Raw genomic sequence first — 25327 nt, forward strand, 5'->3', positions numbered from 1 at the left:
CGGCAGGCGGGGGTTCGAGCCCCGGCCCGGTCCGCCTCGCATCCACATCCATCGCCGGGAAACGGGCGTGCCACCAGGCGGGACGCATCCACCATGCCCGCGCGAGCGTCTTTCAACTTGGCCCGACGCGAACGTCGTTCTCAACGGCCGCGCCATGACGTAGGCTCGCCCGCATGGTCCAGATCGTCCTCTTCCACGCCATCCTCGGGCTGCGCGACGCGGAGCGCGACATCGCGGACCGGTTCCGCGACGACGGCCATTCCGTCCTGCTGCCCGACCTCTATGCCGGTCGCACGGCCGGGACCTATGCCGCGGGCTTCGCGCTCGCCGACGAGATCGGCGCGGAGACGGTCGAGGGCCGGGCCCGCGCCGCCCTCGACGACGCCGACGCGGACGCCGTGCTGGCCGGCATCTCCGCCGGTGCGTTCCGGGTCGGCACGCTCTGGTCCGACCGGCCCGTCACGCGCGGGGCCATCCTGATCGCGGGCCCCGCCGACTGGTCCGGCCTGCCGCGCCCCGACCTTCCCGTCGCGGCGCATCTCGCACGGCCCGACCCGTTCGACGACGAGACCTACCTCGAGGCCTGGGCCGGCGATCCCCGCGCCAGCGCCGCCCTCGCGATCCACCGCTACGACGGGGTCGGCCACTATTTCCTCGACCCCGCGCTGCCCGATTACCATGCCGGCGCGGCCGAGCTGTGTCTCGAACGCTGCCTCGCCTTCCTCGCATCGCTCTGACCGGGCCGCGGGTCTTGCCATCGACGGCGGCGGCCCCGAAACGTGGCGCCATGACCAACGCCACGGCCCTGTTCCTCGCGCTCGCCCTGCTCTGTGCCATCGGCGCGGACGTCGTCCTCAACGACGGCGCGGCGCTGGTCTTCCTAGCGCGGCGGATGGTGGAGTTCGTCGCCTGGCTCGCCTTCTGGCGCTAGGGCGCGGCGCGGCGCCCGGCCGTCGGGGACCTCGCGGGCGCCACCCTGGTCGCCGGCGCCCCAAGCCCCAGTTGCTATGCGCGGCGCGGCCGTGATACCGCCTCGGGCGAAACCGGGGCGGCCGCCGCTCCGCCACACGGAACCGTTTCAGGGGGAACGCATGGTCAAGGTAGCAATCAACGGCTTCGGCCGCATCGGCCGCAACGTCTTGCGCGGGATCGTCGAATCCGGCCGCAAGGATATCGAGGTCGTCGCGATCAACGATCTGGGCCCGGTGGAGACCAACGCCCACCTGCTGCGCTACGACAGTGTCCACGGCCGCTTCCCCGCCGAGGTGAAGGTGACCGAGAACGGCATCGACGTCGGCCACGGCGAGATTCGCGTCACCGCGCTGCGCGACCCGAAGGAGCTGCCCTGGCAGGATGTCGACGTGGCGCTCGAATGCACCGGCATCTTCACCACCTACGACAAGGCGAAGATCCATCTCGAGAACGGCTCGAAGAAGGTGCTCGTCTCCGCCCCCGTCTCGGCCGAGCGGCCCGACCAGATCAAGACCATCGTCTACGGCGTTAACCAGGACGTGCTGACGGCCGACGACCTCGTGGTCTCGAACGCGTCCTGCACGACGAACTGCCTCGCCCCCGTCGCCTACGTCCTGAACGAGGCCATCGGGATCGAGCGCGGCTTCATGACCACGATCCACTCCTACACCGGCGACCAGCCGACGCTCGACACGATGCACAAGGATCTCTACCGGGGCCGCGCCGCCGCCCTGTCGATGATCCCGACCTCGACCGGCGCGGCCAAGGCCGTGGGCCTCGTCCTGCCGGAACTGAACGGCAAGCTCGACGGCGTGGCGATCCGGGTGCCGACGCCCAACGTCTCGGTCGTGGACCTGACCTTCACCGCCTCCCGCGACACCTCCGTGGAGGAGATCAACGACGCGATCCGCGCGGCGGCCGACGGCAAGCTGAAGGGCGTGCTGGCCTATTGCGACGCGCCGCTGGTCTCGGTGGATTTCAACCACGACCCGCATTCCTCGACCTTCCACCTCGACCAGACCAAGGTCATGGAGAACGGCAAGATGTGCCGCATCCTGACCTGGTACGACAACGAATGGGGCTTCTCGAACCGGATGGCCGACACCGCCGTCGCGATGGGCAAGCTGTAAAGGGCGTCCGAGCGTCGGCGAGGACGCCCGGCGGCAAGGCGGCAGGTTCGCAGAACCTGTCCGCAGCCGCCCGGTCGTTATTGCATATCAAGGCGCTCCTCCTGCCGCGCCGCCCCTCCTCCGACCGTACGCTCGCCCCGAAAATTTACCAAGCATTTACAACGACTTGCGTTACCCACGGGTAACCCGACCCCCGGGAGACGATCATGGCCTTCAAGACGCTCGACGACATGGACCTCGACGGCCGCGTGGTCCTGACCCGCGTGGACGTCAACGTGCCGGTCGAGGACGGGCGCGTCACCGACACGACCCGGATCGACCGCGTCGCCCCCACGATCCGCGACCTGCGCGACGCCGGGGCGAAGGTCGTCCTGCTCGCCCATTTCGGCCGGCCCAAGGGCAAGGTCGTCCCCGAGATGTCGCTCCGCCAGATCGTCCCCGCGCTGGCGGAGGCGTTCGGCACCGAGGTCGGGTTCGCGGATGGCGGCTACGGCGACGCGGTGTCGAAGATGTCGGAGGGCGACGTGCTGCTCTTCGAGAACCTGCGCTTCAATCCGGGCGAGGAGGCGAACGACGAGGGCTTCGCCAAACGGCTCGCCTCCGTCGGCGACGTCTATTGCAACGACGCCTTCTCCGCCGCGCACCGCGCCCATGCCTCGACCGAGGCGCTGGCCCGCCTCCTGCCCGCCTGTGCCGGCCGGTCGATGCAGGCCGAGCTCGAAGCGCTCGAGGCCGCGCTCGGCTCGCCGAAGCCGCCGGTCGCGGCGCTGGTGGGCGGGGCGAAGGTCTCGACCAAGCTCGAACTGCTCTCGAACCTCGTCACCCGCGTGCAGCACCTCATCATCGGCGGCGGCATGGCCAACACCTTCCTCGCCGCGCAGGGCCTCGACGTGAAGCGGAGCCTCTGCGAGCACGACCTCGCGGACACGGCCCGCGACATCGCCGCCAAGGCCGAGGCCGAGGGCTGCACCATCCTGCTGCCCCGCGACGTGGTCGTGGCCGAGGCGTTCGAGGCGAACGCGCCGAGTCGCGTCGTGAAGGTGGAGGACGTGCCGGACGGGCACATGATCCTCGACACCGGCCCCGACTCGGTCGCGCATATCCGCACCGTCCTCGACGGCTGCGCCACGCTGGTCTGGAACGGCCCGCTCGGCGCCTTCGAGATTCCGCCCTTCGACGCGGGGACCGTGGACGCGGCCCGCTACGCGGCGGAGCTGACGCAGGCCGGCAAGCTCGTCTCGGTCGCGGGCGGGGGCGATACGGTCTCGGCGCTGAACCGCGCGGGCGTGGCCGACGACTTCACCTACATCTCCACCGCCGGGGGCGCGTTCCTCGAATGGCTGGAGGGCAAGACGCTGCCGGGGGTCGCGGCGCTCGAAGGCTGAGCGGCCGATCGCCCGTCGCGGGCGTTTGCTTTCGGGGCGGGGGGTCGTAGGGTCGGGCCGACGCCACCGACCCGGAGAGATTCCGATGCACCGCCTCCTTCTCTGCACGGCCCTCGTGGCCGGTGCCGCCCCCGCGACCGCGCAGGAGCGGAGCTGGTGGGACCTCGTCGACCCCGACAGGCTCGCCGCGCAGGTGATCCAGTACGGGCTGATCACGCTGCGAACGCAGGTGGACCTGACCTATTCCGACCTCTCGGTCGCGCTGCTCGACGGGCGCACGGTGCTGGAAGGCGTCGAGATGACGCTGCCGCCGGAGATGACCGGCACCCTGCCCTGCCCGATCTCGGTCGGACGGATCGAGATCGCGACCGACGAGCCGCTCGCCGTCGCGCGCTTCGACGGCCAGCTCTCGATCCGCGACGTCGTGGTGCCGAAGACCTGCCTGCCGCTCGCGGCGATGGCTGTCGCGGCGAGCCTGCCGGGCGGCAATTTGGTCCTGCCGGAGCTGGTGATCGACTACGCCTACGACGTGCCCTCGGCGGGGCTCGTCGCGGATGCGCGGGCGCGGATCGACGGGCTGCTCGGCGTGGAGGTCTCGGCGGATTTCGACTACCTCTGGTTCCGCGGGGCGGAGCCGGACATGGAGCCGGTCGCGCAGCTCAGCCATGCCTCGGTCGCGATCGAGAATCTCGGCGGCTGGGAGATCGCGCGGCCCTTCCTGCCGCCGCCGCTCACCGACCCTGCGCTAAGCACGGACTTCGTGGAGGGCAGCGTCGCCGACGCATTCGGCGCGACCGACCCGGAATCGCTGCCGCAAGCGGTGCAGGACCTCGCCCGGACGTTGGGCCGCGGCTGGACCGCCTTCGTCGCGGACCCGGACCGGCTGGTGATCGAGACCGGGTTCGCCCCGAGCGCGCCGCGCCTCGTCGACTGGGACGATTTCGTGCGGATCGAGTCCGACCCGCTGCCCGCCATCCTCCTGCTGGAGCCGACCGTCGGACAGAGCACCGCCGCCGAGCGCGACGTGCTGCCGGTGGAACTGGTGCGGATGGCGCGGGAGACGCCGGAGCAGTTGAGCCCCGAGGCGCGGCGGGCGGTCGGGATGGCGCTCCTCGAGGGGAAGCGCGCGCCGCGCAATCCGGCGCTGGCACGCGAGCTGCTGACGCCGCTGGCCGGGGACGGCGACGGGGAAGTCGCGCTGGCGCTGGCCCGCGCGCTGACCGACACCGATCCGCAGGCGGCCTATGCGCAGGCGCTGGCGGCCGGGCCCACGGGTGCCCCGGGGCTCGCGCGCCTGCTCGACGATCTGGAGCGCGACCTGCCCTTCGCCACGGTCCTGCGGATGCAGGAGGCGGCGCCCGAGCCCGGGCCGGACGACCTCGCCGCGCCGCTGGCGGAGCTGCGCGCGCGGGCGGAGGCGCATCTGACCGGGATCGGGGCGACCCGCTCGCTGCGCGTCGCGCTGCTCTACGCGACCGTCGCTGCGGCGTCGGGCGATCGGGGCGCGGCCGACCTGCTGGCCCGGATCGACCGGGCCGTGCCGTCCGAGGCCGCGGGCACCTGGGCGCCGGTGGCGCAGGAGGCCGCCTCGCGCGCCACGGATGCCTGGCTCGCCCGTTAGCGCAACCACGCTTGCCTGACGCGCGCGTGCCCCCTAATCCGACGCGACACGTTCATTTCCGGAGATTTCGATGCCCGACCAGACACAAGCCGCCAAGATCCGCGAAGGTCAGGGCTTCATCGCCGCGCTCGACCAGTCGGGCGGGTCCACGCCCAAGGCGCTGCGCCTCTACGGGATCGAGGAGGACCGTTATTCGGGCGAGGACGAGATGTTCGACCTGATCCACGCCATGCGGGAGCGGATCGTGAAGGCGCCGGCCTTCACCGGCGAGAAGGTGATCGGCGCGATCCTGTTCGAGCAGACGATGGACCGCAGCTTCGACGGCATGCCCGCCGCGACGTATCTGTGGGAGCAGCGCGGCGTCGTGCCGTTCCTCAAGATCGACAAGGGCCTCGCCGAGGAATCGCAGGGCGTGCAGCTAATGAAGCCGATGCCGGATCTCGATGCGACGCTCGCGCGGGCGAAGGAGAAGGGCATCTTCGGCACCAAGGAACGCTCGGTCATCAACGCCGCCGACACGGCCGGGATCGACGCAATCGTGGAGCAGCAGTTCGAGGTGGGCCGGCAGGTCCTGTCGCACGACCTCGTCCCGATCCTCGAGCCGGAGGTGACGATCTCGATCTCCGACAAGGCCGAGGCGGAGGCGCTGCTGCGCGCGGCGATCCTGTCGCGGCTGGAGGCGATGACGGGCGACGACCAGATCATGCTGAAGCTGACCCTGCCCGAGGAGGCCGGGTTCTACGGCGCGCTGATCGACCATCCGCGGGTGATGAAGGTCGTGGCGCTCTCGGGTGGCTATTCGCGCGAGGAGGCCAACGCGCGGCTGGCGCAGAACCGCGGCATGGTGGCGAGCTTCAGCCGCGCGCTGACCGAGGGCCTCGCCGACGATCAGGACGACGCGACCTTCGAGCGCAACATCGGCGCGACGATCGACTCGATCCGCGACGCCTCCGTGGCCGGCTGACAACGCCCGGGCCCCGGATCGCGCGAGGGGATTCCCGGACCGGGGCCCCCATGCCATACCCGCGGTGCGCCACGGACCGGCGCGACGCCAGCCGGAGACGAACATGGCATCCCGACGTCGAAGCCCGGGCTACGGCCTCCTGCTCCCGGTCGCGCTGCTCGGCTTCGCAGCCTATTTCGTCTTCGCGGCCGTGCAGGGGGAATACGGCGTCTTCCGGCGGGTCGAGCTCGACGCCACGCGGGAGACGCTGGAGGCGGAGCTGGCGCTGCTCGACGCGGAGGTCGACCGGATGCGCGACCGGACGCGGCGGCTCTCGGACGATTACCTCGACCTCGACCTGCTGGACGAGCGAGCCCGGATGGTGCTCGGCGTCGCACGGATCGACGAGATCGTGGTGGAGTGACGCGCGGGGCTTTCGAGCCACGAACGGACGCCCGGACCCGCGATATTGCGTCGAGGGCAGCCCCCGAGCGCGGTTGGAGGGGAGCCCCCGCCATAGGGGGCGGTCGGGTGTACAGGCTTCGATCCGGTTCCGACGACCCGCGGCATCAGCGCACGTCAAAGCGGGCCGCCCCCCATGCGTGGAACGAAAAGCCGGCTTTGGCGCTTTTACCCCGGAATCGTTTCCGTTAGCGATAGTTTAACGTTGAACGAATCCCGCGACCGGAGGACGACCGCCATGGCGCCGCGCAAGACCGCTGAGAGGGCCACGCCCAACGTCTCCAAGGACGACCTGCTGCAATATTATCGCGACATGCTCCTGATCCGAAGGTTCGAGGAGAAGGCGGGGCAGCTCTACGGGATGGGCCTGATCGGCGGCTTCTGTCACCTCTATATCGGCCAGGAAGCGGTCGTCGTCGGCCTCGAGGCGGCGGCGAAGGAGGGCGACAAGCGCGTCACCTCCTACCGCGACCACGGGCACATGCTGGCCTGCGGGATGGACCCGAAGGGCGTGATGGCGGAGCTGACGGGCCGCGAGGGAGGCTACTCCAAGGGCAAGGGCGGCTCCATGCACATGTTCTCCAAGGAGAAGCACTTCTACGGTGGGCACGGCATCGTCGCGGCGCAGGTGCCGATCGGCGCCGGGCTGGCGCTCTCGGACCTCTACCGGGGCAACGACAACGTCACCTTCACCTATTTCGGCGACGGCGCGGCCAATCAGGGGCAGGTCTACGAGACCTACAACATGGCGGAGCTCTGGGACCTGCCGGTGGTCTTCGTGATCGAGAACAACCAGTACGCGATGGGCACCTCGACCAAGCGCTCGACAAAGTCGCCCTCCTACTGGGAGCGCGGCGCGTCCTACGGGATCGAGGGCGAGGAGGTCGATGGCATGGACGTGCTCGCCGTGCGCGACGCGGGGCTCCGGGCCACGGAATACTGCCGCGCCGGCAAGGGACCCTACATCCTCGAGATGAAGACCTACCGCTACCGCGGGCATTCGATGTCGGACCCGGCGAAGTACCGGACCCGCGACGAGGTGCAGAAGATGCGCGAGGAGCGCGACGCGATCGAGATGGTGCGCCAGATGCTGCTGACCGGCGACCACGCCTCCGAGGACGACCTGAAGGCGGTCGACAAGGAGATCAAGGAAGTCATCAACGAGAGCGCCGAGTTCGCGAAGGAGAGCCCGGAACCTGCGGTCGACGAGCTCTGGACCGACATCTATTCCAAGGAAATCCCGCAGGAGACCGTGTAAATGGCGACCGAGATCCTGATGCCCGCCCTTTCCCCCACGATGGAGGAGGGCACGCTGGCGAAGTGGCTGGTGAAGGAGGGCGACACCGTGTCCTCCGGCGACATCCTGGCCGAGATCGAGACCGACAAGGCCACGATGGAGTTCGAGGCCGTCGACGAGGGCACGATCGGCAAGATCCTCGTGGCCGAGGGCACCGAGGGGGTGAAGGTCAACGTGGCGATTGCCGTCCTGCTCGAGGAGGGCGAGAGCGCCGACGACATCGACAGCGCGTCCTCCTCCGCTCCGGAGGCCCCGGCCTCGGAGGACGGGGCGGAGGCCCCTGATCCCGCGGAGATGGAACGACCGGAGTCGGACGAACCGCGCGGCAAGGGTACGGAGAAGGCCCCTGCCCGCGTCGCCGAGGAGAAACTGTCGCCGCAATCGAAGGCCGGGCCGGACTGGCCCGAGGGGACCGAGACGGTGACGACCACCGTGCGCGAGGCGCTTCGCGACGCGATGGCCGAGGAGATGCGCCGCGACGGCGACGTGTTCCTGATGGGCGAGGAGGTGGCCGAGTATCAGGGCGCCTACAAGATCAGTCAGGGCCTGCTCGACGAGTTCGGCGACAAGCGCGTGATCGACACGCCGATCACCGAGCACGGCTTCGCCGGAATCGCGGTCGGCGCGGCCTTCGGCGGGCTCAGGCCGATCGTCGAGTTCATGACCTTCAACTTCGCCATGCAGGCGATGGACCAGATCATCAACTCGGCCGCCAAGACGCTCTACATGTCGGGCGGCCAGATGGGCTGTCCGATGGTGTTCCGCGGCCCGAACGGCGCGGCGGCCCGCGTCGCGGCCCAGCACAGCCAAGATTATGCGGCATGGTATTCGTCGATCCCGGGCCTGAAGGTCGCGATGCCTTATTCGGCGTCGGACGCGAAGGGCCTTTTAAAATCGGCGATCCGCGATCCGAACCCGGTGATCTTCCTCGAGAACGAGATCCTCTACGGCAAGTCCTTCGAGGTCCCGAAGCTCGACGACTTCACCGTGCCCTTCGGCAAGGCCCGGATCTGGCGCGAGGGGAATGACGCGACGATCGTGTCCTGGGGCATCGGCATGACCTACGCGCTCGAGGCGGCCGAGAAGCTCGCGGGGGACGGGATCGAGGTGGAGGTGATCGACCTGCGCACGCTGCGCCCCGTCGACTACGACACCGTGCTGGCCTCGGTGATGAAGACGAACCGCTGCGTGCTCGTGGAGGAAGGGTTCCCGGTGGCGAGCTATTCCGACCACATGGCCTCGACAATCATGCAGCGCGCCTTCGACTACCTCGACGCGCCGGTCGTCACCTGCACCGGGAAGGACGTGCCGATGCCCTACGCCGCGAACCTCGAGAAGCTGGCGCTCGTCACCACCGAAGAGGTGATCGAGGCCGTCCACACCGTGACCTACCGCTGAGGGAGACCGAGATGGCGACCGAGATCCTGATGCCCGCACTCTCCCCCACGATGGAGGAGGGCACGCTCGCGAAATGGCTGGTGAAGGAGGGCGACACCGTCTCCTCCGGCGACCTGCTGGCCGAGATCGAGACGGACAAGGCGACGATGGAGTTCGAGGCGGTCGACGAGGGCGTCGTCGGCAAGCTCCTCGTGGCGGAGGGGACCGAGGGCGTGAAGGTCAACGCTCCGATCGCCGTCCTGCTGGAAGAGGGCGAGGACGCGTCCGCAGCCGACGACGTAACGTCCGATGGCTCCTCGCATGTCGCGCCGGCCGAGCCGAGCGGACGGACCGAGCCGCAGAAGGGATACGGACGCGAGGATGGCGGCGCGGATGACGGCACGTCCGGCGCGGCGGCCGACGCCGCGTCGCCGGATGCGCCCGAAAAGGCCGCCGCGCCCCGGCCCTCCGGGGACGGCGACCGCGTTTTCGCGACCCCCCTCGCCCGCCGCATCGCGAAGGATCGCGGGCTGGACCTGTCGGCGATCAAGGGGTCCGGTCCCCGCGGACGCATCGTGAAGGTCGACGTGGAGAACGCCGAGCCGGACGCCGCGCCGGAGACCAAGGCGCCGGACGCTGCGCCGCAGACGAAGCCCGAGGCCGAGGCGCCGAAGGCCACGGACGGCGCGAAGCCGGCGATGCCCGTCGGCATGGGCGCCGATCAAGTCCTCAAGATGTACGAGGGTCGCGCCTTCGAGGAGGTGAAGCTCGACGGAATGCGGCGCACGATCGCCGCCCGTCTCACCGAAGCGAAGCAGACGATCCCGCATTTCTACCTGCGGCGGGACATCGTGCTCGACCCGCTGCTGGCGTTCCGTTCGGACCTGAACAAGCAGCTCGAGAGCCGGGGCGTGAAGCTGTCGGTCAACGACTTCATCATCAAGGCCGGCGCGCTCGCCCTGCAGCAGGCGCCCGACGCCAACGCCGTCTGGGCGGGGGACCGAATCCTGAAGCTGACTCCCTCGGACGTCGCCGTGGCCGTGGCCGTGGAGGGCGGGTTGTTCACGCCTGTCCTGAAGGATGCGGACACGAAGTCGCTGAGCACAATCTCATCCGAGATGAAGGACCTCGCAAGTCGAGCCCGCAGCCGGAAGCTCGCACCGCACGAATACCAGGGCGGGAGCTTCGCGATTTCCAACCTCGGCATGTTCGGGATCGAGAACTTCGACGCCGTCATCAACCCGCCGCACGGTTCGATCCTTGCCGTCGGTGCGGGCGTGAAGAAGCCGATCGTCGGAGGTGACGGCGAGGTCAAGGTCGCGACCGTGATGTCGGTGACCCTGAGCGTGGATCACCGGGTGATCGACGGTGCCCTCGGCGCGAAGTTCCTCGAAGCGTTCACGGAGAACATGACGAGTCCGATCACCATGCTCGCCTGATCGCAGCGTCAGCCCTTCGCCTTGTCGGAGGGCTGCGCTTCGATGAGCTGGTTCATGGTGGCCGACGGCTGCGCGCAGCCCGCCTCGCCGACGATGCGCGCCGGCACGCCGGCCACCGTCTTCATCGGCGGCACGTCTGTCAGGACGACCGAGCCCGCGGCGATCCGGGAGCAATATCCGACGGAGATGTTGCCGAGGACCTTGGCGCCGGCCCCGATCAGGACGCCGTCGCCGATCTTCGGGTGACGATCGTCATGTTCCTTGCCGGTTCCGCCGAGCGTGACCGAATGCAGCATGGAGACGTTGTCACCCACCACGGACGTTTCCCCGATCACGATGGAATGTGCGTGGTCGATCATGATTCCCCGGCCCAAACGCGCACCGGGATGGATATCCACGCCGTAGATCTCGCTGGCCCGCATCTGGACGAAGTAGGCCAGGTCCCGTCGCCGGTTCGACCAGAGCCAGTGCCCGACCCGAAATGCAAGAAGCGCCTGAAACCCCTTGAAGAACAGGATCGGCTGGATCAATCGGTTGCAGGCGGGGTCGCGATCGAAGACGGCGATGATGTCCGCCCGCGCCGCTTCGATGATGGTCGGGTCGTCCGCGAATGCGAGTTCCGCAATTTCCCGCAGGATCTGCTCGCTCATTTCCGCCGAGGAGAGCTTCTGTGCGAACCTGTAGGCCAGAGCCTTGTCGATCGAACTGTGATGCAGAATCGAGGAATGGACGAGCCCCCCGAGAAGCGGTTCGTCGCGGATCGCATCCTTCGCCTCCTCAAGGACTCGTGACCAGACGGGATCGACTGTCCTGAGATATGTTTCCGCCATCGCCATGATGTGAACTCCGCTCTGTCGGGTCTCCCAGATAGGTCGGAAGCCGAACCGGGGCAAATGATATCATGGCAACGTCGCGGTGGCGAAGTATCCGGGGCCGATCTGGTCCGAGATCTGCGCGACTTCGAGGACCGTCGCATGGTCCCAGGCAGACACCATCTCGAAACCGAAGTGGCATACCGGTTCGTTTACCACATCTTCGTGCAAGAGACGGCCGTCCGAACCTTCGATCCTGACCAGATAACTTTCTCGAAGTTCGGCGAGCGGCGCATCGACCGAGTTCCACCCCTCTGTGCTCGTCCGGGACCGCCGGATCCATCGTGCCTCCATGCCCTTGGCGCCCATCTCGAGACGCAGGTGCACGGGCGCGTAGGGCTTGAGCCCCTCACCGGAAGCAGCGACGACCATGTGCTCGAATTCAGGACTATCTATGGAAGAGTCAGCGGGCCCATGACAATAGTGACGCGCGAGCCCGAGCGCATCGGACGGCACGTCGAGTTGGGTCAGGGACGGATCGAGAAACACGATCCTGCTCCCCTCCGGCCAGGGATTACGTATCGCATGCTCAGTCCCCCGCTGACCGCGCAGCCTGCGGGACAAAGCCCAGACACGCCTTTCGACCAGACGCGCATTCTGGAACTGGAAAATCTCCCAGCCGCCCTGCCCTCCGTCACCTATGGCGGCGGCATTGGCACCAGCGAGCAGTTTCGGCAGCGTCACGGATTCGAGTGCGTCGTCAGAAACCCGAACGAGCACCTCCGGACCGTTGTCCCATACGGCGGGACTCGCGGGACCAAGTTCGTTCAACGTCATCCCGATCACGGAAGGCGTCTCGATAATCGTATTCAGCTTGTAGTCACTGTCATCTATGGACGAAGTTACCGCGATTGGCCCGGGCCAAGGATTGGCCGTAGCGGCGATATAGGGCGCGTGGGGCCGATGGTCGTTCGACAAAAGAGGGAGATCGAGCACCTGAATTTCGGCGGGAAGCGGGATGCGCGGGCGAGAGCGTTTTCGAATGACTTCCTTGCGATTGACCGGCTCGTAGACGCTTAAGTCCGTTCGAACAGCCTCGATCTTCCGTAATAATCCATCCCGGATACGGTCCACTCGCCAAACGTCATCCATTCCCTTGAAACGGACGAGTGATCCAACGCGGACCTCGGCATTGGACGGTGGCAATGAGAACTCGATGGTCTCATTGGCATCTTGTAATTCGGCTAGAAACCTATCGACGATACCTTGGGCTTCCCCCGATGTCAGAACCAGCGGTAGCTCCGTCATCGTAAGCGGTATCGTCCCGCCGTCTGAGCAACAGGCACTCGCAACTTTCGTCTCAAAATTGCCAGCGTCATCCGTATGGCTGATGACGACTTTCTTGAAGGTTTCGGCTTGGGCCTGGCGATGCCGGGCTATTACGGGGCCATCGGTTCTGACACATCGATCGGCGTCGAGTTCGAACGTCTCCGCCTCGCTTCTGCTGAAGAAACGAAGTACCCCTGCGGTTTCCGCGACCTCGATCCCATATGCCAGAAGCAGCGGCTGAAGATCAGCTCGGGCGGATTGGTTGCTGTTGATCGAGTATCCTCGAAGGACCCCTCGAACTTCCGATACGTCGAAAGACGTTATACCGCTTGAGATACAAAGTTCCGCGATCACTGACCCGAGGGGCTGGAGGCTGGCGCGCCCCGTAAGCCAATGCCCACGCGCATGGTTCACACCGTCAGACCAGAAATCGACCATCTCCGGAAAATTGGGCCATGGTCGGGTGTCCCAAGCCCATGCGAAGCTGTGCGACAGATCAATCATGCGGTTACCCGACTGATCGATCAGAGGATTGTTGTCCAAATCCTGCCAATAGCCGATGAGCGCTTGGTGGTACGCAGCCTGCATTGCATCATCCCTGGACCCGTTCGAATAGAACGGAGTCGAACTCTCGGACGATTTTACATCGATAAACTTGTTCGGCTGGTTCGTACCTTTGTCGATCGCAGCGCAGCCATACTCGGTGAACCGAATTGGCTTCGACCGCGGCACCCATTCTGTCGGTGTTGTCGAACGCACTCCCCCTATTCTATCGAAGTGCGGATTCCCCCACCAGTTCCGAAGGTCCTTATACCTCCATATCCAGTCTTCTCCAAACTCTCCATCGGCTATCGTAACCCGATCCTGAGTGTCACGATGCTCCGGTGTAGGATAGTACCAATCGAAGCCTTCGCCGCCCGCGACATTTGCTTTAAGATAGGTCTGGTCATAAATTGATCGGAATTTAGAATCCTTATGCCCGTGATGATCACGCCAGTCCGATAACGGCTTATAATTATCTATACCTATGAAATCGATGGCATCATGCGCCCAGAGTGCATCAAGATGAAAATGCACGTTTCCCGTGTCTGAAGGATGGTATCCAAAGTACTCCGACCAGTCAGCGGCATAGCTAATTTTCGTCGCTGGCAGGATAGCCTTAACTTGGCTTGCGAGACGGCAAAGTTCCTTCACCGCCGGGAACGAGTCCAATTCACCTCGAATTTGCGTGAGGGATCGCATTTCCGAGCCGATACAAAATGCCTCCACACCTCCCGCCTCGGCGCAAAGCTTTGCGTAGTGCATGATGAAACGGTTGTACGACCACCCGTCGGGCGAGCCCCCATGGAAGAACCATCTGACCTCGTCTTCCGCACCAGATGTCCTGTCTGAGGTTCCCGGTCTGCCTGGCGCAAGTTCTGTCGTGAGGCGTCCTCGCCACGGCAAGGAAGCTTGCTCGCCGTCGCCGAATGGGTCGGGGAGCCCGTTTCCCGTCATTTGATCCATCAATATGAACGGATAGAATGTAATGTCGATATCGAGGCTCCGGAGATACCGTATCGCCTCCTTCACCGACTCGTCGCTGGGTGTACCGCCATAGATCGGCCTATCGTCTATATACGGAACTCGCTGCGCTTCTTCACGGTTGATACCGGCGACATTCCAATCTTGGGGAGCGCCATCATATCTATTTTGCTCGACACAGGGCCGTATTTCGCACCTACTGCAGCGAAGGTCATTCCCAAACCAGGTTACGACTAATGAGACCGATTTGAGGTTCGGAAACTCTTCGACAAGGTCAGTGACCGCTGTTACGAAGTCAGTTCCCCGCTGCACTGAATTTCTGTTCGCGGAGGCTTTTTCTCCTAACCTGTAATCATAGTGTACAGCCGTGGTTGCGAGCGCGTATTCGCCAGTTCCCGGGACGAGTGCCACCCCTTCGATAATATCTGCTGGAGCCTTCGCATACCCGTCTGCATTGACCGATTTTACTACCTCGAAAGATAGTTGAGGAACACGATTACCAAAGGAAGTAAGGTCAAGATCCTCTATGACGACGTAGGCGGTGCCTCGGAACGCGGGCGCTTGCCCGACTCCAAGAATTGCTTCCAGAAGTGTGTCTGGCTGCTGATCTTCTGACCCTTGATAAAGTCTGATATGAAGGCTGTCTTTCGCAATCTCCACTCCATCCGCCCAGATGCGGCCGACGCGCCGTATTTCTCCTTCACAGAGCGCCACAGCCAACGATACGCTATAGCTGTACCGAGCTTGTTCAGGTCGGGCAGGACCGCCTTTGCCGCCGCCCACCGTAGAGCGGTGTTCCTCAAAGTCCGAAGCCCAGATTACCTGCCCCCCGATACGTGTTCGCCCGAAAGTGCGTGGAACCGCAGCACCTTCGGACGCGCCCATCAAGCGTATACGGTCCAGCTTCCCGGTCTCTATCGCATCCGATCCATTACCGAGAACAGCTTCATCAAGTGCTCTTCCGACGACGGAGCCGGCCGCGCGTCCCAACGCGGCCGAACTGGCGCCGAGTACAGAACCGCCGAGACTTCCGCCCACCGCAGCGCCTGCAGCGCCCAGAACTAGAGTGGCCATAAAAGATCCTTCTCAAAGCGGGCGTTCAGGAAACGCAAACTGACCGACGAGACGCCGTCTCCATGGCTGGGACAACGCGCTTTCATGAACGGCGCGACCAGAGTATGCATGAATGAATGTGGGTCCTGGACCGCCTTCAGCAACGAGCCCCAAGTGCTTGGCGGCTGATCCCTCCCGCATACGAAACAATAGCACCCGGCCAGGAAGCACTTGGCTGATCGATTTCACGTCGCCGAGAACCTGACGAGCGGTAGTTTCAAGCAGTTCGACTGCCTGCCTTTCACCCCAATCCCTCGTGTAGTTAGGGACAGCAAGTGGTTCGCGTCCATAAAGCTCCCTCCAGACTCCTCTTATCAACCCTAAGCAGTCTGTGCCTGCGCCCTTCCGAGATGCTTGATGCACATAAGGGGTCCCTATCCATTCCCGCGCGATACTTACGACTCGATTCTCGATTGCCTTGTTAGCTACCATCGTCAGTTTGATGGGCGCTTCATGAGCCAGTCCTCCCCAGGAATTGTCGGAAAGCCTCGGTAATTCTTAGCATTATCGAATCTATTTATACACATGCTGAAACTCTTATCGCACCCTGCATAAGCCCTGATCTGATCGCCAACATCCAGATCGGCCTCCACAGGCTTCCAGAAGGACAGCGTCCGTATCCATTGCTTCCTCCGGTCGTTCTTTATCTCGCCAATAAAAGACGTTGTCTCATTATCGACTAAAGCCAGCTTTCCGGAAGAAAAGTAACCGTCCTTCTCATCTCTATCCAAGGAAACGATCACCTTGGAACGCCCTAGAATTTCCAGAATTTTTCCTGCTGCAGAGAAGTGTTCCTCTAACTTCATAGTACAACGCTGGTCTCCCAATACAGCATCACACCTTGCTTCGTATAATCTTCCCTTCACCCTATTCAAAAGCTGACTCTGTGAACGAAGCTCAGCGAAAAACTTGCCGTCTTGACTACTTATTTCACCAATATGGCCACAGAAAACGATTTCACTCTCTTGCTGATCGGCCCAGCTTAAGATGTAAACTCGCACAATTGCCTCATCCCACTTCCCTAGTCTGATATCATCCGGTCTGACGACTTCGTGACTCAGAGCCCCGATGAACTCGCTGTTGTCCACCGATAGTCCTGTGCCAGTCTCTAAAGTTCCGGCTAACAGCCCGGAGGAGGCAAGGCATTGAACGCCCTCTAGCTCGATTGCCTTGTCGTGATCCGTAAATCCATAGACCTTGCCGTCTTTTCGCGCAATAATCCAAGCCCTGCACGTAGTCGTAGCTTCGAGAAGCAGATGATCTTTGAGAGCATTCATGTCCTCAGCTCCACGACAGGAATATCTAGTATGTCCCCTGCCTGAAAACTTGCGATGGAACTTATGATCGAATCGGTGTCAAATCGCGCGGGTACGTCGAATTCGAACCCAGCTGTCAATATAGCGCCGGAAGAGGGTGCTTTCATGAATTGTACCATTCCGGTTTCTGCGTGGAGGTCGTATTCTGTATTGGGAACTTCAGTCCCGTCGACCGCCAGCACTACTGATTCCGGCACAATCTTCGTTATCGGTCTTCTGTATGTAATGCCTCCTGATGCGTAAGCTTTCGAGAAATGGAAGTTGGTCGTTTGTCCGTCGGTCTGCGCAATGACCTGGTCCGTGCAGGACACGCTTTTACTAGACCTGCAGCTTTTGTAGTCAAGCCAGTCCTTCCATCTGAACCCGTGAAGTCTTCCCCGACGCGCTTCGAAAAATGCGATGAGTTCGCCGACATCATCTAACGAGCGGAGACCCAAACCTGCGTTGTACTGGCGGCGCGAATGTTCCCATGGTGAGTTTCTATGTTCGAAACCATTGGCGAGCGCAACAATGTCTGTCTGTCTCATCGGCCCGCCAGAGGAACCATACGACAATCGAGCCGGGAATCTCACTTCGTGAAACGACATAGCACGCGCTCCTATCGGTTTCTGGCGCCTCGAGAGAGAGCGCGCGACATCTCTGTTGCGATCTGGGTTTTTGATCTACGAAAGCTCTCTGCATCGGGGGATGAGATGTTCATTTGGATGGAGATCGGTCTCAAATCACCTTGGGTTCGGACTCCAAGACGGCCGTCTGTTCCGCGGGTAAGTGGCATCACGGCTTCGGGACCGGCCTCCCCCATCAGGCCAGCTCCGCCTCTAAGCGGGAAAACAGTCGGTGAACCGACTATATCTCCGGTTGCAAACGGCATGACGCGGCCTTGGGTGAACGTGCCGCCAGACGCAAACGGAAGGAATGAACCGATACCGTCTGACATGGCTGAGCCAACGGCTTGCGTCACCGGCTTCATCGCGGCGTTGTACGTTGCGTTCAACATAGACCGTGCGAGGCCGCTCAATGCGTCTGATAGCTTCATTCCATCCACAGCGACACCATCGAAAGCCTGTTTCAGCGATGTGCCGAAGGTCTGCGTTAGTCCGCGTGCCTCTCGCTGAGTCTGTTTCATCTGGCCTTCGAGAGATCCTAGCTCGCTCGTGAAACGCTCGACCAGCGCTTCTGATCCTCCCAGCCGGGCTTCCAGAAGTTCGATCTTTTCACCGAGCTCTTCAAATTCCTCACTACTTATCATTCTGGTTCCCTGCTTTGTCCGGAAAGCGCCTTATTAACGATTCCAGTCCATTGCGATCGAGAGGTGATTTTCCGTCACCATGTCCAAGCAGGAACGCAAGGTCTGCTGGTGTCATCGCCCAGAATTCGGCAGGCCGCAGTCTGAGCCCGCGAATGCCAGCCGTCATCAGGGCGGGCCAATCGAACCTTTCCGTCATGTCGCTGGAATGGCAAACGAGCGATTGAGCAAGAGGGCCGCCGCGCGGATCGCTTGGGCCGGTCCGCCTTCGATGTTTGCATCAAGCAAATCATGCCCGGTGCCTTCCCATCCGCCGCCCCTGAGTCCTGCGAGAAGGAGGCGCACCACATCTTCGGTGTTAAACTGCCCATCTTCAAATCTAGATATGAGCGACACGATCGAATCGCCGGTCATCGTCGCTTCTAGTTCCGCAAGTGATCCTAGCGTAAGCTTGAGAGTTCGGCGCTTGCCGTCAAGATTAATCGAGACCTCTCCAGCGAAAGGATTACCCCCAATCATTGTATGGCCACAAACTTCAGCTGTCCTGCAGAAGCAAGGGACAGTTCGTAAGTCGCTTCGCTATCGTGTCCCCCACTGTATTCTATCGACGTAATCTGGAAAGATCCTTCGATGACACCAAAGTGGGGAATAATGATTTGAAAACTGGGAATTTCGCCGTCGAAAAAGAGTTGCCGCGCACGTGCGTCAGTCAACTCGTCCCGAAAGACGCCGGAACCGGCAATCTGTGCGGACTTCATTCCGCCTCCGCCAAGCAACTCTCGCCAACCACCTTCACTTTCAATGGTGGTCACATCGATGGACCCCGCATTTAACGTCAAACGGGTCGTACGTAGACCTGCGAAAGTGACGTAATTCCCCGTTCCGTCCTTATCGATTTTCAATAGGAGATCTCTACCCGCCTGTACCGTCATTCGAAATTCCTTATTCTTTGCTCGGTCGTGTGATCGGCAAGCCGAGCTTGGAACCAAAGGTCGATCCGTCGTGTTCCTTCGCCTTCGTCTCGTCTGGCTTCAGCACGAATGAAACGCAGGAAGACGACTGACCCTCTGGAAAGCGTCAATGTCGTCTTGATCATTGCGTCCGATATGCACGCCGCCACCAATTTCGCAGCGAGATACCCTTGTCGCCGAGTGACGACACTCACGCGAAACTCGTGGCTTGCTCCGGGCCCAGTATTGTCAGAACGATTTCGGACCTTTTCCGGTCCTAACGCAACGAACAAGTCTGGCGCAGGGTCAGGCACCGAGTCGAAGACAGCTCCTCTCGTGAGGTCGGATACCTCTGGATCAGAGACTAGGCGTTGGTAGACAGCAGTTTGCAGTGCCTCGCTCATCGCATAGGTCATACCGGTTCCCCGGGAGGTACTTCACTCGCGAAAATGGAAAGGAGATGGCCTTCATCGTCGTGTACCGCTTGGACCTCGTATGTCCGGCCGCCATCGATCAATCGATCACCGGTCGTTGGTCGCATCGCATGACCATCTGGAATGGCATGGGTGATAATGCGAACTCGAAGACGAGGTGTAAGGCCGAACTCGGTGTGCTTCAAATCGCCAGAGCGCATTGTAACATTCGCCCAAAACCCTCCCTGTTCACGCCATTCCCGAACGAAACCCCCGGCGCCATCGGTAATCCTCGCCGACTTTGACAAAATCAACCTTCTGTTGAACGAATGACCCCTCACCCTATGCTCCCGACACGAATATTACGGAAAGGAGCGACGAGAGCTTCCGCCATCGGTACGAGTCCCGGCCCATCGCCGGCGTCTAGCGCTTCGGCCATCAAGAGAACGGCTTGCCGCAATGCATCCGGAACATCCGGCCAGTCACCAAACCCGGCATGAACCGTCATGCGAACCCATTCACCCTCGTTGATCGCATGCTTCATGACGGCCACCGGTTGATGCCCGTCGGGCTCAATCATTGCCTCTCCAAGCGAGAAGAGAGCACCAGCACGCGAGGCCGAGACCGAGATAACAGAGTCGACTGGCGCGATCGGGAGAACGATCCTAGTTCCACCTTTGACCTCGCCGGCAAGGATGAACTCTCGCCGGATCAGGACTTTGCCGAGACGGCGTTCGACAGCGCCAATGGCAGAACGGAGACGCAACTTCAGACGCGCTTCCTGGCCCGGAACGCTTTCATACTGGTCCGCCAGTCTCAACTGAGCTACCAATTCAGAGACTGGAAGAGACTCCTCCGCGATTCCTTGGGAATCTACAACCGTCATCGGCATGGGCTTCTCCACAATATTCTAAAGTTCTATGTCGGACGGGACCGGCACGCATCGCGTGCGGACCAGGCCCGAAGCCACCGGTCCCGTCCTACCCACGCCGCCCCACCGGCATGGGCATCCGTCAGAATCACCGGTTTCCGGCGATCCTTTACTCTGCGTTAGGCAACGCTGAATTTCAGTAGTTTGATCGCTGCGAAATCGGTCACGTCGCCGCCGACACGTTTTGTAGCGTAAAAGAGAACATGTGGTTTCGCACTGAATGGGTCACGGAGGACGCGAAGGTCCGGGCGCTCTGCGATCGTGTAGCCTGCCCCGAAATCGCCAAACGCGATCGCCGTCGCGTCGACCCCGATGTCAGGCATATCTTCGGCAATGAGGACTGGATAACCCATCAACTGTGCCGGTTGCCCAGCTGCAAGGCTGTCGCTCCAAAGGAACCGGCCATCGGCATCCTTCATCTTCCGGACCGCGCCGGCGGTTTTCGAATTCATGACGAAACTAGCATTCGCCCGGTACTTGGCACCGAGGGCATACACCAGATCCACGATCGAGTCGGCCGGACGGTTCTCATCGAAGTCACCCGCAGATCCGGTGGCGACATTGCCAAGAGAGCCCCAAATCCAGTTCTGTTCAGCGACATTCGGATAGTTTAAGAACCCAGTCGGCTTGTCGATTCCGTCCCCGACAATGAACGCAGCCGCTTCGGCCGTTGCAAATTTGTCCGCGATCCGCTTGGCGAGCCAGCTTTCGATGTCGAACGCAGCATCGTCTAGGAGCCGTTGAGACGCTTTCGGCATCGCCGATAATTCATGAAGAGGAATAGAGATACGATCGAAGAGAGGACTCTCCGTTACGCCCACGGTCGCGGTTTCGGTCGCCCAGCCCGCACCGGTATCAGTATGGTCGACGAGGACATCGTAGGATGTTGCTTCGACGTTGACGACGTTCGCAATCGAACGAACGGACGCAGACGACGTAAGAACCGACTGCACAGTTTCCGCCGTCTGCGGATCGACAAGATAGCCCCCTTCCGCGCTGACCGCCGCGTTCAGGGATTTGCCATCGAGTGCCAATGCCCGCAAACCGTCATCGTCGCCCGACCTCAGATAGGCATCCATCGCCTTATGGTGGGGGACGAAGGACTCCTCGGTCGTGGCGAGCTGCGGGCGATGGCTCTTGTAATTCATGTTGAGGCGCTCTTCCTGTTTCTGAATCTTCTGCGTGATTTCTCGACGGAAGCCCTTCAGATCGCTGACGAGGCCCGCCAGCGCTTCTGAGACTTCCCCGACGCCGTCATGGCTCATCGGGAACTCCTTCAATGGATTTTGGCCGCGTCAGTCGCGCGCCAGTTCGAGACGCGCGTCCGAGATCAGTCGCGCCAACTCACGCATGGGGTCAGCCTTGGCCCCGACGCGCGCACTGGGCAGCATTGGAAACGTCACGAGCGACACTTCCCAAAGCTCCAGTTCCTTCAGATGCCTGCGCCCCCGTTCGTCCTTGACGGCCCGGCGAACGGTGTACCCGATAGACAGACCGTCGAGTGCCCCCGCTTCGATCAGCTCTGCCGCCTCCCGCGCACGTGCGACACCGGGTAGCAGGCGGCCTTTGACAAACAGCCCCCGCGCATCCTCCCGGACTTCGTCCCAGACACCGATGACTTGAGCCGGATCGTGCTGCCAGAGCATTTTTATTGACCGCCCCTCGGCGCTGCTGCGTGCGAGGCTGTCGCAATAGGCTCCCTGATCGACGACATCACGCCCGGTATCCTCGATGCCGAACCAGGATGCGTAGCCCGCGATCCCCGCACCGTCTTCGAGCCGGACGGGCGTTTCCCCGTGGGCGAACTTGTGTTCGATCTTCATATCAACTTGCTCCTCGCGATCGCCTGTGGAGATCGGAATGACGGGGTAAGCGCAGTTGCCGATCAGCCTAGAGCCCGACCAGGTGACCCTTTAGAACGAAGGACATGAACGCGCCGATGATCGCCGCCACGATTAGCCAGACGAGCCGGGAGATGAGCGCGTCGATCCGGTCGAGGCGCTTGTCGATACCGTTGAACCGCGTATCCAACTGGACCTGTTTCGCTTCGTTGACTGCCCGGTCCGTCTCGAACTGCGTCGCGAACCGTTCGAGGCCAGCGAGCCGGTCTTCGGTGCGTTGGAACGCAGCTTCGGTGTCCTGGAAAGGCGCGTAGAGATACTTCGAGCCGCCGGACCTCAATACGCTGTGCCGATCCGCATTCATGCTGCCTCCATGGGCGGCAAGCCGAGCATCCGTCGCTTCTCGTCCGGTGTGAGGAAATCCGCATTGGCGATCCGGTTCCATTCAGCGTCCCGTTCGGCCTGGAGCGCAGGGACGCGGTCCCGATCAGGCGCCATCGCGAGCGTCTCGCTTCCGTGTCGGCCAAGCCAATGTGCGAGCGCCTCGCAAATCTTCGACACGAGCGGCAGGACTGTCAGCCGATAGAACGCCCGGTTCGCCTCGACGTAATTGGCATAGGTGGCGTCGCCTGGAATCCCGAGCATCATCGGGGGCACTCCGAACGCTGTCGCGATTTCCCGCGCGGCAGCTTCCTTCGTCTGCAGAAACTCCATGTCGGACGGGCTGAACCCCATCGGCTTCCAGTCCAGACCCCCGTCGAGTAGCATCGGTCGCCCGGCATTCCGTGCGCCCTGGTGATGCGTCTCGATCTCGACGGCGAGGCGGTCGAACTGCTCCGGCGTGAGTTCGTCGCCGGCGTTGACGATCGCTCCGGACGGCCGTGCGGCGTTATCGAGCAGGCTCTTCGTCCAGCGCGACGCGGAGTTGTGGACGTCCATAGCCGCCGCCGCCGCCTGCATCGGCGACAGTCCGTAATGGTCGTCCTGCGGATGGAACGCCCGGACATGCAGCACGGGCGAGACCTCCCCGACGAGGAAGCGATGCTTCCGCCCGGACACCGTGTAGTCATAGGCAGCGGGCCAGCCATCGGACCCGGGAACGACCGACATCCGATCGGAACGAAGGACATGCAATTCCGCCGGCAGTCCTTCGAATCCGACCGCCTCCACATATGCGTTGCCCGAAAGCAGGAATTGTCCGAACAGCGCCTCGAGAAACTCGCCTCGCCCCTGCGCGCCGTTCGGCTGGGCGAGCAGATCGAGCACCGGATGCATCTCCAGCCGCCCTTCCGGTCCGGAGCAGGTGATCGGCACGGCCGCTGCCGCCTCGGCAATGAGCTTGACAGCGCGGAAGCCCACCGGGTTGCCCGTGAAACCCACGCGGGTCAGCGTGCCGGCGTCGCGGGGGGACCAGACCGTACGGCCCGACAATCCCATCGCCGCCACGCGACCCGTGGCCGATGCCTTCACCTCCGGCGCGCCAGAATCCTTTCGTCCAAATCCGAACATCGACCGTCCTTCCGTCACCGCCAAAAGAAGGGCCCCGAAGGGCCCGTTCCATCTTCAAAGTGTCCGAATGCTTGGTCCCGACTTGCGTGCGTCCGGATCGAGCATGATCGCCCAGAGCGCCCAGACCAGCGCGTCGACCCGGTCCGGCGAGCCGGACCCGCGGTAACCACCCACGGCCATCTGGCACATCTGGTCTTCCAGCGTTCCGAGGCCGCGAAGGTGCCTGACACGCCCCTGCTCATAGAGGGCGGCGATCGGTTCGGCGCGGGCGCCCTTCGCTTGCCGGGCGGTGACCTTTCGGTAGCTGACCGTCGGGGCGACCTGGCGAAGGACCGCCTCGATCATGTCGCCGCCCTGGTTGCCTTCGGCGACCACCCGGTCCGCGCCCCACCGGTCGTAGGCCCGTGCCACCGCCTGGGCCCATTCCGTCGGCGAGGACGCCGAGACAGTGGCATCCTCCAGAACGTAGGCGCGCCAGTCCTTCGGCGGCCCCGACATGACCGCGCCGACGACGACGATGCCGGTCTCGTCGGACATCCCCGACGACGTGACCGCCGGGTCGACCCCGATGACCACCCGGTCGATCTTGCGCGGCACGTCTTCGGTGCGAAGCGCATCCAGCACGGCCGACGTCCAGAACGCACCCTCAATATCGTCGAGCAAGATGCCTTCTAGCTCTTGGCGGCCAAGTCGCGTCCCGCCGTAACGCTCCATGACTTCGGCGAGGAACCCCTTGGCGAGGTTTGCCCGGTTCGCCTCGGTCGGCGCGTGGGTCGAGACGGTGCTCGAACGGTCGAGGATATCCTTCAGGATCGGAACGTTCTTCGGCGTCGTCGTGACGACCGCCTGCGGGTTATCCCCAAGCCGCAGACAGAACTGCAGCATGTCCCAGGCTTCCTCGGCCTTCTTCCATTTCGCCAGCTCGTCCACCCAGGCCGCGTCGAATTGCGGACCCCGGAGGGCTTCGAAATCGTGGGCCGAGAACGCTTGCGCCTCGGCCCCGTTCGGCCAGACCAGCTTTCGCTGGCCGGCCTTCCACGTGGGCATGCGATCGGAGGGCGTGCAACGGAGTATGCCGCTATCGCCCTCGATCATGACATCGCGAACCTGTTCGTAGGTTTCGCCGACCAGGGCCACGCGACGCGCGGTCCCGGCCTGGAGCGGTCGAGATCCCTCAACCTTCGACCGCACCCATTCGGCCCCGGCGCGGGTCTTGCCCGCGCCGCGACCACCCATGATTACCCAGGTGCGCCAGTCCTTGCCTTCCGGCGGCAACTGATGCTCCAGGGCCCAGAACTCGAAGAGATACGGCAACGACGCCAAGGCGTTGTCGCCGAGCTCGTCAAGAAACGCCTGCCGTGTCTCGAGCGGCGCAGATGCGATCGAGGCGGCTTTCGATCTCAAACCGCGCGGCGTCGAGGTCAAGCCCGTCCCCACCTCGTTGGATACGTTCGGCATCCTCCAGCTTCCCTTTCTCCGAATTCAGGGTCTGCAACGCTTTCGCCAGCTGCGTCAGCGTCGTCTCCAGCCCTTTCGCGTCGGTCTGTTCTGCGCTCAGTTGCGTGAGTTCCCGAACGCGTTTCTCCACTATCGTACGTGCCGCATCCAAGGCGGCCATGCCGGCCTGAATGCTCAGCTTTAGGCTTTCCGACACCGTTTCATCGGTGTTCCGCGCCAACAGTCCCTCGTTTTCCATACGTCAAGCTCCGTGCAGTTG

Annotated in this window: 28 protein-coding genes; 10 read left to right on the forward strand and 18 right to left on the reverse strand. The window is 63.1% G+C overall.

Features of this window, described 5'->3' with window-relative positions:
* The first annotated feature begins 173 nt into the window (after positions 1–173).
* The 10 genes from Q1A87_RS12185 (at position 174) to Q1A87_RS12230 (ending at position 10626) form a co-directional block, all read left to right on the forward strand.
* Complete coding sequence (locus tag Q1A87_RS12185; protein ID WP_299651690.1) at positions 174–737, forward strand: dienelactone hydrolase family protein; 564 nt, start codon at positions 174–176, stop codon at positions 735–737.
* A gap of 50 nt (positions 738–787) precedes the next feature.
* Positions 788–931 (forward strand): hypothetical protein, encoded by a 144-nt coding sequence (locus Q1A87_RS12190; protein WP_299651692.1) that lies wholly within the window; start codon positions 788–790, stop codon positions 929–931.
* 160 nt (positions 932–1091) lie between these two features.
* On the forward strand, positions 1092–2102 hold the full coding sequence (gene gap / locus Q1A87_RS12195; protein WP_299651694.1) for a type I glyceraldehyde-3-phosphate dehydrogenase: 1011 nt from the start codon (positions 1092–1094) through the stop codon (positions 2100–2102).
* Between the two features lie 206 nt (positions 2103–2308).
* On the forward strand, positions 2309–3487 hold the full coding sequence (locus Q1A87_RS12200) for a phosphoglycerate kinase (protein WP_299651696.1): 1179 nt from the start codon (positions 2309–2311) through the stop codon (positions 3485–3487).
* Between the two features lie 85 nt (positions 3488–3572).
* Complete coding sequence (locus Q1A87_RS12205) at positions 3573–5108, forward strand: hypothetical protein (RefSeq protein ID WP_299651698.1); 1536 nt, start codon at positions 3573–3575, stop codon at positions 5106–5108.
* A 70-nt stretch (positions 5109–5178) separates the two neighbouring features.
* A complete protein-coding gene (locus tag Q1A87_RS12210; RefSeq protein ID WP_299651700.1) occupies positions 5179–6072 on the forward strand; it encodes a fructose bisphosphate aldolase in 894 nt (297 codons plus the stop codon).
* 103 nt (positions 6073–6175) lie between these two features.
* Complete coding sequence (locus Q1A87_RS12215; protein WP_299651702.1) at positions 6176–6475, forward strand: septum formation initiator family protein; 300 nt, start codon at positions 6176–6178, stop codon at positions 6473–6475.
* A 276-nt stretch (positions 6476–6751) separates the two neighbouring features.
* The gene (gene pdhA / locus Q1A87_RS12220; RefSeq protein ID WP_299651704.1) at positions 6752–7771 is read left to right on the forward strand and encodes a pyruvate dehydrogenase (acetyl-transferring) E1 component subunit alpha; all 1020 of its coding nucleotides are present in this window, start codon (positions 6752–6754) and stop codon (positions 7769–7771) included.
* Positions 7772–9208 (forward strand): pyruvate dehydrogenase complex E1 component subunit beta, encoded by a 1437-nt coding sequence (locus tag Q1A87_RS12225; RefSeq protein ID WP_299651706.1) that lies wholly within the window; start codon positions 7772–7774, stop codon positions 9206–9208.
* An 11-nt stretch (positions 9209–9219) separates the two neighbouring features.
* Positions 9220–10626: a pyruvate dehydrogenase complex dihydrolipoamide acetyltransferase gene (locus tag Q1A87_RS12230; RefSeq protein ID WP_299651708.1), complete on the forward strand. Its 1407-nt coding sequence runs from the start codon at positions 9220–9222 to the stop codon at positions 10624–10626.
* A gap of 8 nt (positions 10627–10634) precedes the next feature.
* On the opposite strand, the gene cysE is transcribed toward Q1A87_RS12230, so the two are convergent.
* The 18 genes from cysE to Q1A87_RS12320 all read right to left on the reverse strand — a co-directional run bounded on the left by cysE (position 10635) and on the right by Q1A87_RS12320 (position 25306).
* Positions 10635–11462: a serine O-acetyltransferase gene (gene cysE, locus Q1A87_RS12235; protein WP_299651710.1), complete on the reverse strand. Its 828-nt coding sequence runs from the start codon at positions 11460–11462 to the stop codon at positions 10635–10637.
* Between the two features lie 63 nt (positions 11463–11525).
* The gene (locus Q1A87_RS12240; protein ID WP_299651712.1) at positions 11526–15365 is read right to left on the reverse strand and encodes a glycoside hydrolase/phage tail family protein; all 3840 of its coding nucleotides are present in this window, start codon (positions 15363–15365) and stop codon (positions 11526–11528) included.
* Between the two features lie 12 nt (positions 15366–15377).
* Entirely contained in the window at positions 15378–15836 is a 459-nt protein-coding gene (locus Q1A87_RS12245; RefSeq protein ID WP_299651714.1) for an NlpC/P60 family protein, read from the reverse strand.
* 2 nt (positions 15837–15838) lie between these two features.
* Positions 15839–16681 carry a DUF2163 domain-containing protein gene (locus Q1A87_RS12250; protein ID WP_299651716.1) on the reverse strand — a complete coding sequence of 281 codons (843 nt, stop codon included), beginning with the start codon at positions 16679–16681 and terminating at the stop codon, positions 15839–15841.
* A complete protein-coding gene (locus Q1A87_RS12255) occupies positions 16678–17307 on the reverse strand; it encodes a DUF2460 domain-containing protein (RefSeq protein ID WP_299651718.1) in 630 nt (209 codons plus the stop codon). The genes Q1A87_RS12250 and Q1A87_RS12255 overlap by 4 nt, the downstream gene beginning before the upstream one ends.
* A gap of 11 nt (positions 17308–17318) precedes the next feature.
* The gene (locus tag Q1A87_RS12260) at positions 17319–17969 is read right to left on the reverse strand and encodes a phage tail tape measure protein (RefSeq protein ID WP_299651720.1); all 651 of its coding nucleotides are present in this window, start codon (positions 17967–17969) and stop codon (positions 17319–17321) included.
* A complete protein-coding gene (locus tag Q1A87_RS12265; protein ID WP_299651722.1) occupies positions 17959–18165 on the reverse strand; it encodes a rcc01693 family protein in 207 nt (68 codons plus the stop codon). Before Q1A87_RS12265 ends, Q1A87_RS12260 begins: the two co-directional genes overlap by 11 nt.
* Positions 18162–18485 (reverse strand): gene transfer agent family protein, encoded by a 324-nt coding sequence (locus Q1A87_RS12270; RefSeq protein WP_299651724.1) that lies wholly within the window; start codon positions 18483–18485, stop codon positions 18162–18164. Before Q1A87_RS12270 ends, Q1A87_RS12265 begins: the two co-directional genes overlap by 4 nt.
* On the reverse strand, positions 18482–18898 hold the full coding sequence (locus tag Q1A87_RS12275) for a phage major tail protein, TP901-1 family (RefSeq protein ID WP_299651726.1): 417 nt from the start codon (positions 18896–18898) through the stop codon (positions 18482–18484). Before Q1A87_RS12275 ends, Q1A87_RS12270 begins: the two co-directional genes overlap by 4 nt.
* Positions 18895–19332: a DUF3168 domain-containing protein gene (locus Q1A87_RS12280; protein ID WP_363322994.1), complete on the reverse strand. Its 438-nt coding sequence runs from the start codon at positions 19330–19332 to the stop codon at positions 18895–18897. Before Q1A87_RS12280 ends, Q1A87_RS12275 begins: the two co-directional genes overlap by 4 nt.
* Positions 19329–19670 (reverse strand): head-tail adaptor protein, encoded by a 342-nt coding sequence (locus tag Q1A87_RS24190; RefSeq protein WP_363322995.1) that lies wholly within the window; start codon positions 19668–19670, stop codon positions 19329–19331. The genes Q1A87_RS12280 and Q1A87_RS24190 overlap by 4 nt, the downstream gene beginning before the upstream one ends.
* Positions 19667–20221: a hypothetical protein gene (locus Q1A87_RS12290; protein ID WP_299651730.1), complete on the reverse strand. Its 555-nt coding sequence runs from the start codon at positions 20219–20221 to the stop codon at positions 19667–19669. Before Q1A87_RS12290 ends, Q1A87_RS24190 begins: the two co-directional genes overlap by 4 nt.
* 158 nt (positions 20222–20379) lie before the next feature.
* A complete protein-coding gene (locus Q1A87_RS12295) occupies positions 20380–21525 on the reverse strand; it encodes a phage major capsid protein (RefSeq protein WP_299651732.1) in 1146 nt (381 codons plus the stop codon).
* A gap of 30 nt (positions 21526–21555) precedes the next feature.
* The gene (locus Q1A87_RS12300) at positions 21556–22083 is read right to left on the reverse strand and encodes an HK97 family phage prohead protease (protein ID WP_299651734.1); all 528 of its coding nucleotides are present in this window, start codon (positions 22081–22083) and stop codon (positions 21556–21558) included.
* Between the two features lie 67 nt (positions 22084–22150).
* Entirely contained in the window at positions 22151–22465 is a 315-nt protein-coding gene (locus Q1A87_RS12305; protein WP_299651736.1) for a hypothetical protein, read from the reverse strand.
* A complete protein-coding gene (locus Q1A87_RS12310) occupies positions 22462–23610 on the reverse strand; it encodes a phage portal protein (protein WP_299651738.1) in 1149 nt (382 codons plus the stop codon). The genes Q1A87_RS12305 and Q1A87_RS12310 overlap by 4 nt, the downstream gene beginning before the upstream one ends.
* A 54-nt stretch (positions 23611–23664) precedes the next feature.
* Positions 23665–25068, reverse strand: coding sequence for a terminase family protein (locus tag Q1A87_RS12315; protein WP_299651740.1), 1404 nt, complete (start codon positions 25066–25068; stop codon positions 23665–23667).
* Positions 24953–25306, reverse strand: a complete 354-nt coding sequence (locus Q1A87_RS12320) for a hypothetical protein (protein WP_299651742.1) — start codon at positions 25304–25306, stop codon at positions 24953–24955. Before Q1A87_RS12320 ends, Q1A87_RS12315 begins: the two co-directional genes overlap by 116 nt.
* Positions 25307–25327 lie beyond the last annotated feature (21 nt).

Source organism: uncultured Jannaschia sp., from assembly GCF_947494055.1.
Taxonomy (GTDB): Bacteria; Pseudomonadota; Alphaproteobacteria; order Rhodobacterales; family Rhodobacteraceae; genus Jannaschia.

Excerpts from the sequence above, each read along its gene's own strand:
- Q1A87_RS12185 (WP_299651690.1), top strand. The coding sequence starts at position 174 with ATGGTCCAGATCGTCCTCTTCCACGCCATCCTCGGGCTGCGCGACGCG.
- Q1A87_RS12190 (WP_299651692.1), top strand. The coding sequence starts at position 788 with ATGACCAACGCCACGGCCCTGTTCCTCGCGCTCGCCCTGCTCTGTGCC.
- gap (WP_299651694.1), top strand. The coding sequence starts at position 1,092 with ATGGTCAAGGTAGCAATCAACGGCTTCGGCCGCATCGGCCGCAACGTC.
- Q1A87_RS12200 (WP_299651696.1), top strand. The coding sequence starts at position 2,309 with ATGGCCTTCAAGACGCTCGACGACATGGACCTCGACGGCCGCGTGGTC.
- Q1A87_RS12205 (WP_299651698.1), top strand. The coding sequence starts at position 3,573 with ATGCACCGCCTCCTTCTCTGCACGGCCCTCGTGGCCGGTGCCGCCCCC.
- Q1A87_RS12210 (WP_299651700.1), top strand. The coding sequence starts at position 5,179 with ATGCCCGACCAGACACAAGCCGCCAAGATCCGCGAAGGTCAGGGCTTC.
- Q1A87_RS12215 (WP_299651702.1), top strand. The coding sequence starts at position 6,176 with ATGGCATCCCGACGTCGAAGCCCGGGCTACGGCCTCCTGCTCCCGGTC.
- pdhA (WP_299651704.1), top strand. The coding sequence starts at position 6,752 with ATGGCGCCGCGCAAGACCGCTGAGAGGGCCACGCCCAACGTCTCCAAG.
- Q1A87_RS12225 (WP_299651706.1), top strand. The coding sequence starts at position 7,772 with ATGGCGACCGAGATCCTGATGCCCGCCCTTTCCCCCACGATGGAGGAG.
- Q1A87_RS12230 (WP_299651708.1), top strand. The coding sequence starts at position 9,220 with ATGGCGACCGAGATCCTGATGCCCGCACTCTCCCCCACGATGGAGGAG.
- cysE (WP_299651710.1), bottom strand. The coding sequence starts at position 11,462 with ATGGCGATGGCGGAAACATATCTCAGGACAGTCGATCCCGTCTGGTCA.
- Q1A87_RS12240 (WP_299651712.1), bottom strand. The coding sequence starts at position 15,365 with ATGGCCACTCTAGTTCTGGGCGCTGCAGGCGCTGCGGTGGGCGGAAGT.
- Q1A87_RS12245 (WP_299651714.1), bottom strand. The coding sequence starts at position 15,836 with ATGGTAGCTAACAAGGCAATCGAGAATCGAGTCGTAAGTATCGCGCGG.
- Q1A87_RS12250 (WP_299651716.1), bottom strand. The coding sequence starts at position 16,681 with ATGAATGCTCTCAAAGATCATCTGCTTCTCGAAGCTACGACTACGTGC.
- Q1A87_RS12255 (WP_299651718.1), bottom strand. The coding sequence starts at position 17,307 with ATGTCGTTTCACGAAGTGAGATTCCCGGCTCGATTGTCGTATGGTTCC.
- Q1A87_RS12260 (WP_299651720.1), bottom strand. The coding sequence starts at position 17,969 with ATGATAAGTAGTGAGGAATTTGAAGAGCTCGGTGAAAAGATCGAACTT.
- Q1A87_RS12265 (WP_299651722.1), bottom strand. The coding sequence starts at position 18,165 with ATGACGGAAAGGTTCGATTGGCCCGCCCTGATGACGGCTGGCATTCGC.
- Q1A87_RS12270 (WP_299651724.1), bottom strand. The coding sequence starts at position 18,485 with ATGATTGGGGGTAATCCTTTCGCTGGAGAGGTCTCGATTAATCTTGAC.
- Q1A87_RS12275 (WP_299651726.1), bottom strand. The coding sequence starts at position 18,898 with ATGACGGTACAGGCGGGTAGAGATCTCCTATTGAAAATCGATAAGGAC.
- Q1A87_RS12280 (WP_363322994.1), bottom strand. The coding sequence starts at position 19,332 with ATGACCTATGCGATGAGCGAGGCACTGCAAACTGCTGTCTACCAACGC.
- Q1A87_RS12290 (WP_299651730.1), bottom strand. The coding sequence starts at position 20,221 with ATGCCGATGACGGTTGTAGATTCCCAAGGAATCGCGGAGGAGTCTCTT.
- Q1A87_RS12295 (WP_299651732.1), bottom strand. The coding sequence starts at position 21,525 with ATGAGCCATGACGGCGTCGGGGAAGTCTCAGAAGCGCTGGCGGGCCTC.
- Q1A87_RS12300 (WP_299651734.1), bottom strand. The coding sequence starts at position 22,083 with ATGAAGATCGAACACAAGTTCGCCCACGGGGAAACGCCCGTCCGGCTC.
- Q1A87_RS12305 (WP_299651736.1), bottom strand. The coding sequence starts at position 22,465 with ATGAATGCGGATCGGCACAGCGTATTGAGGTCCGGCGGCTCGAAGTAT.
- Q1A87_RS12310 (WP_299651738.1), bottom strand. The coding sequence starts at position 23,610 with ATGTTCGGATTTGGACGAAAGGATTCTGGCGCGCCGGAGGTGAAGGCA.
- Q1A87_RS12315 (WP_299651740.1), bottom strand. The coding sequence starts at position 25,068 with ATGCCGAACGTATCCAACGAGGTGGGGACGGGCTTGACCTCGACGCCG.
- Q1A87_RS12320 (WP_299651742.1), bottom strand. The coding sequence starts at position 25,306 with ATGGAAAACGAGGGACTGTTGGCGCGGAACACCGATGAAACGGTGTCG.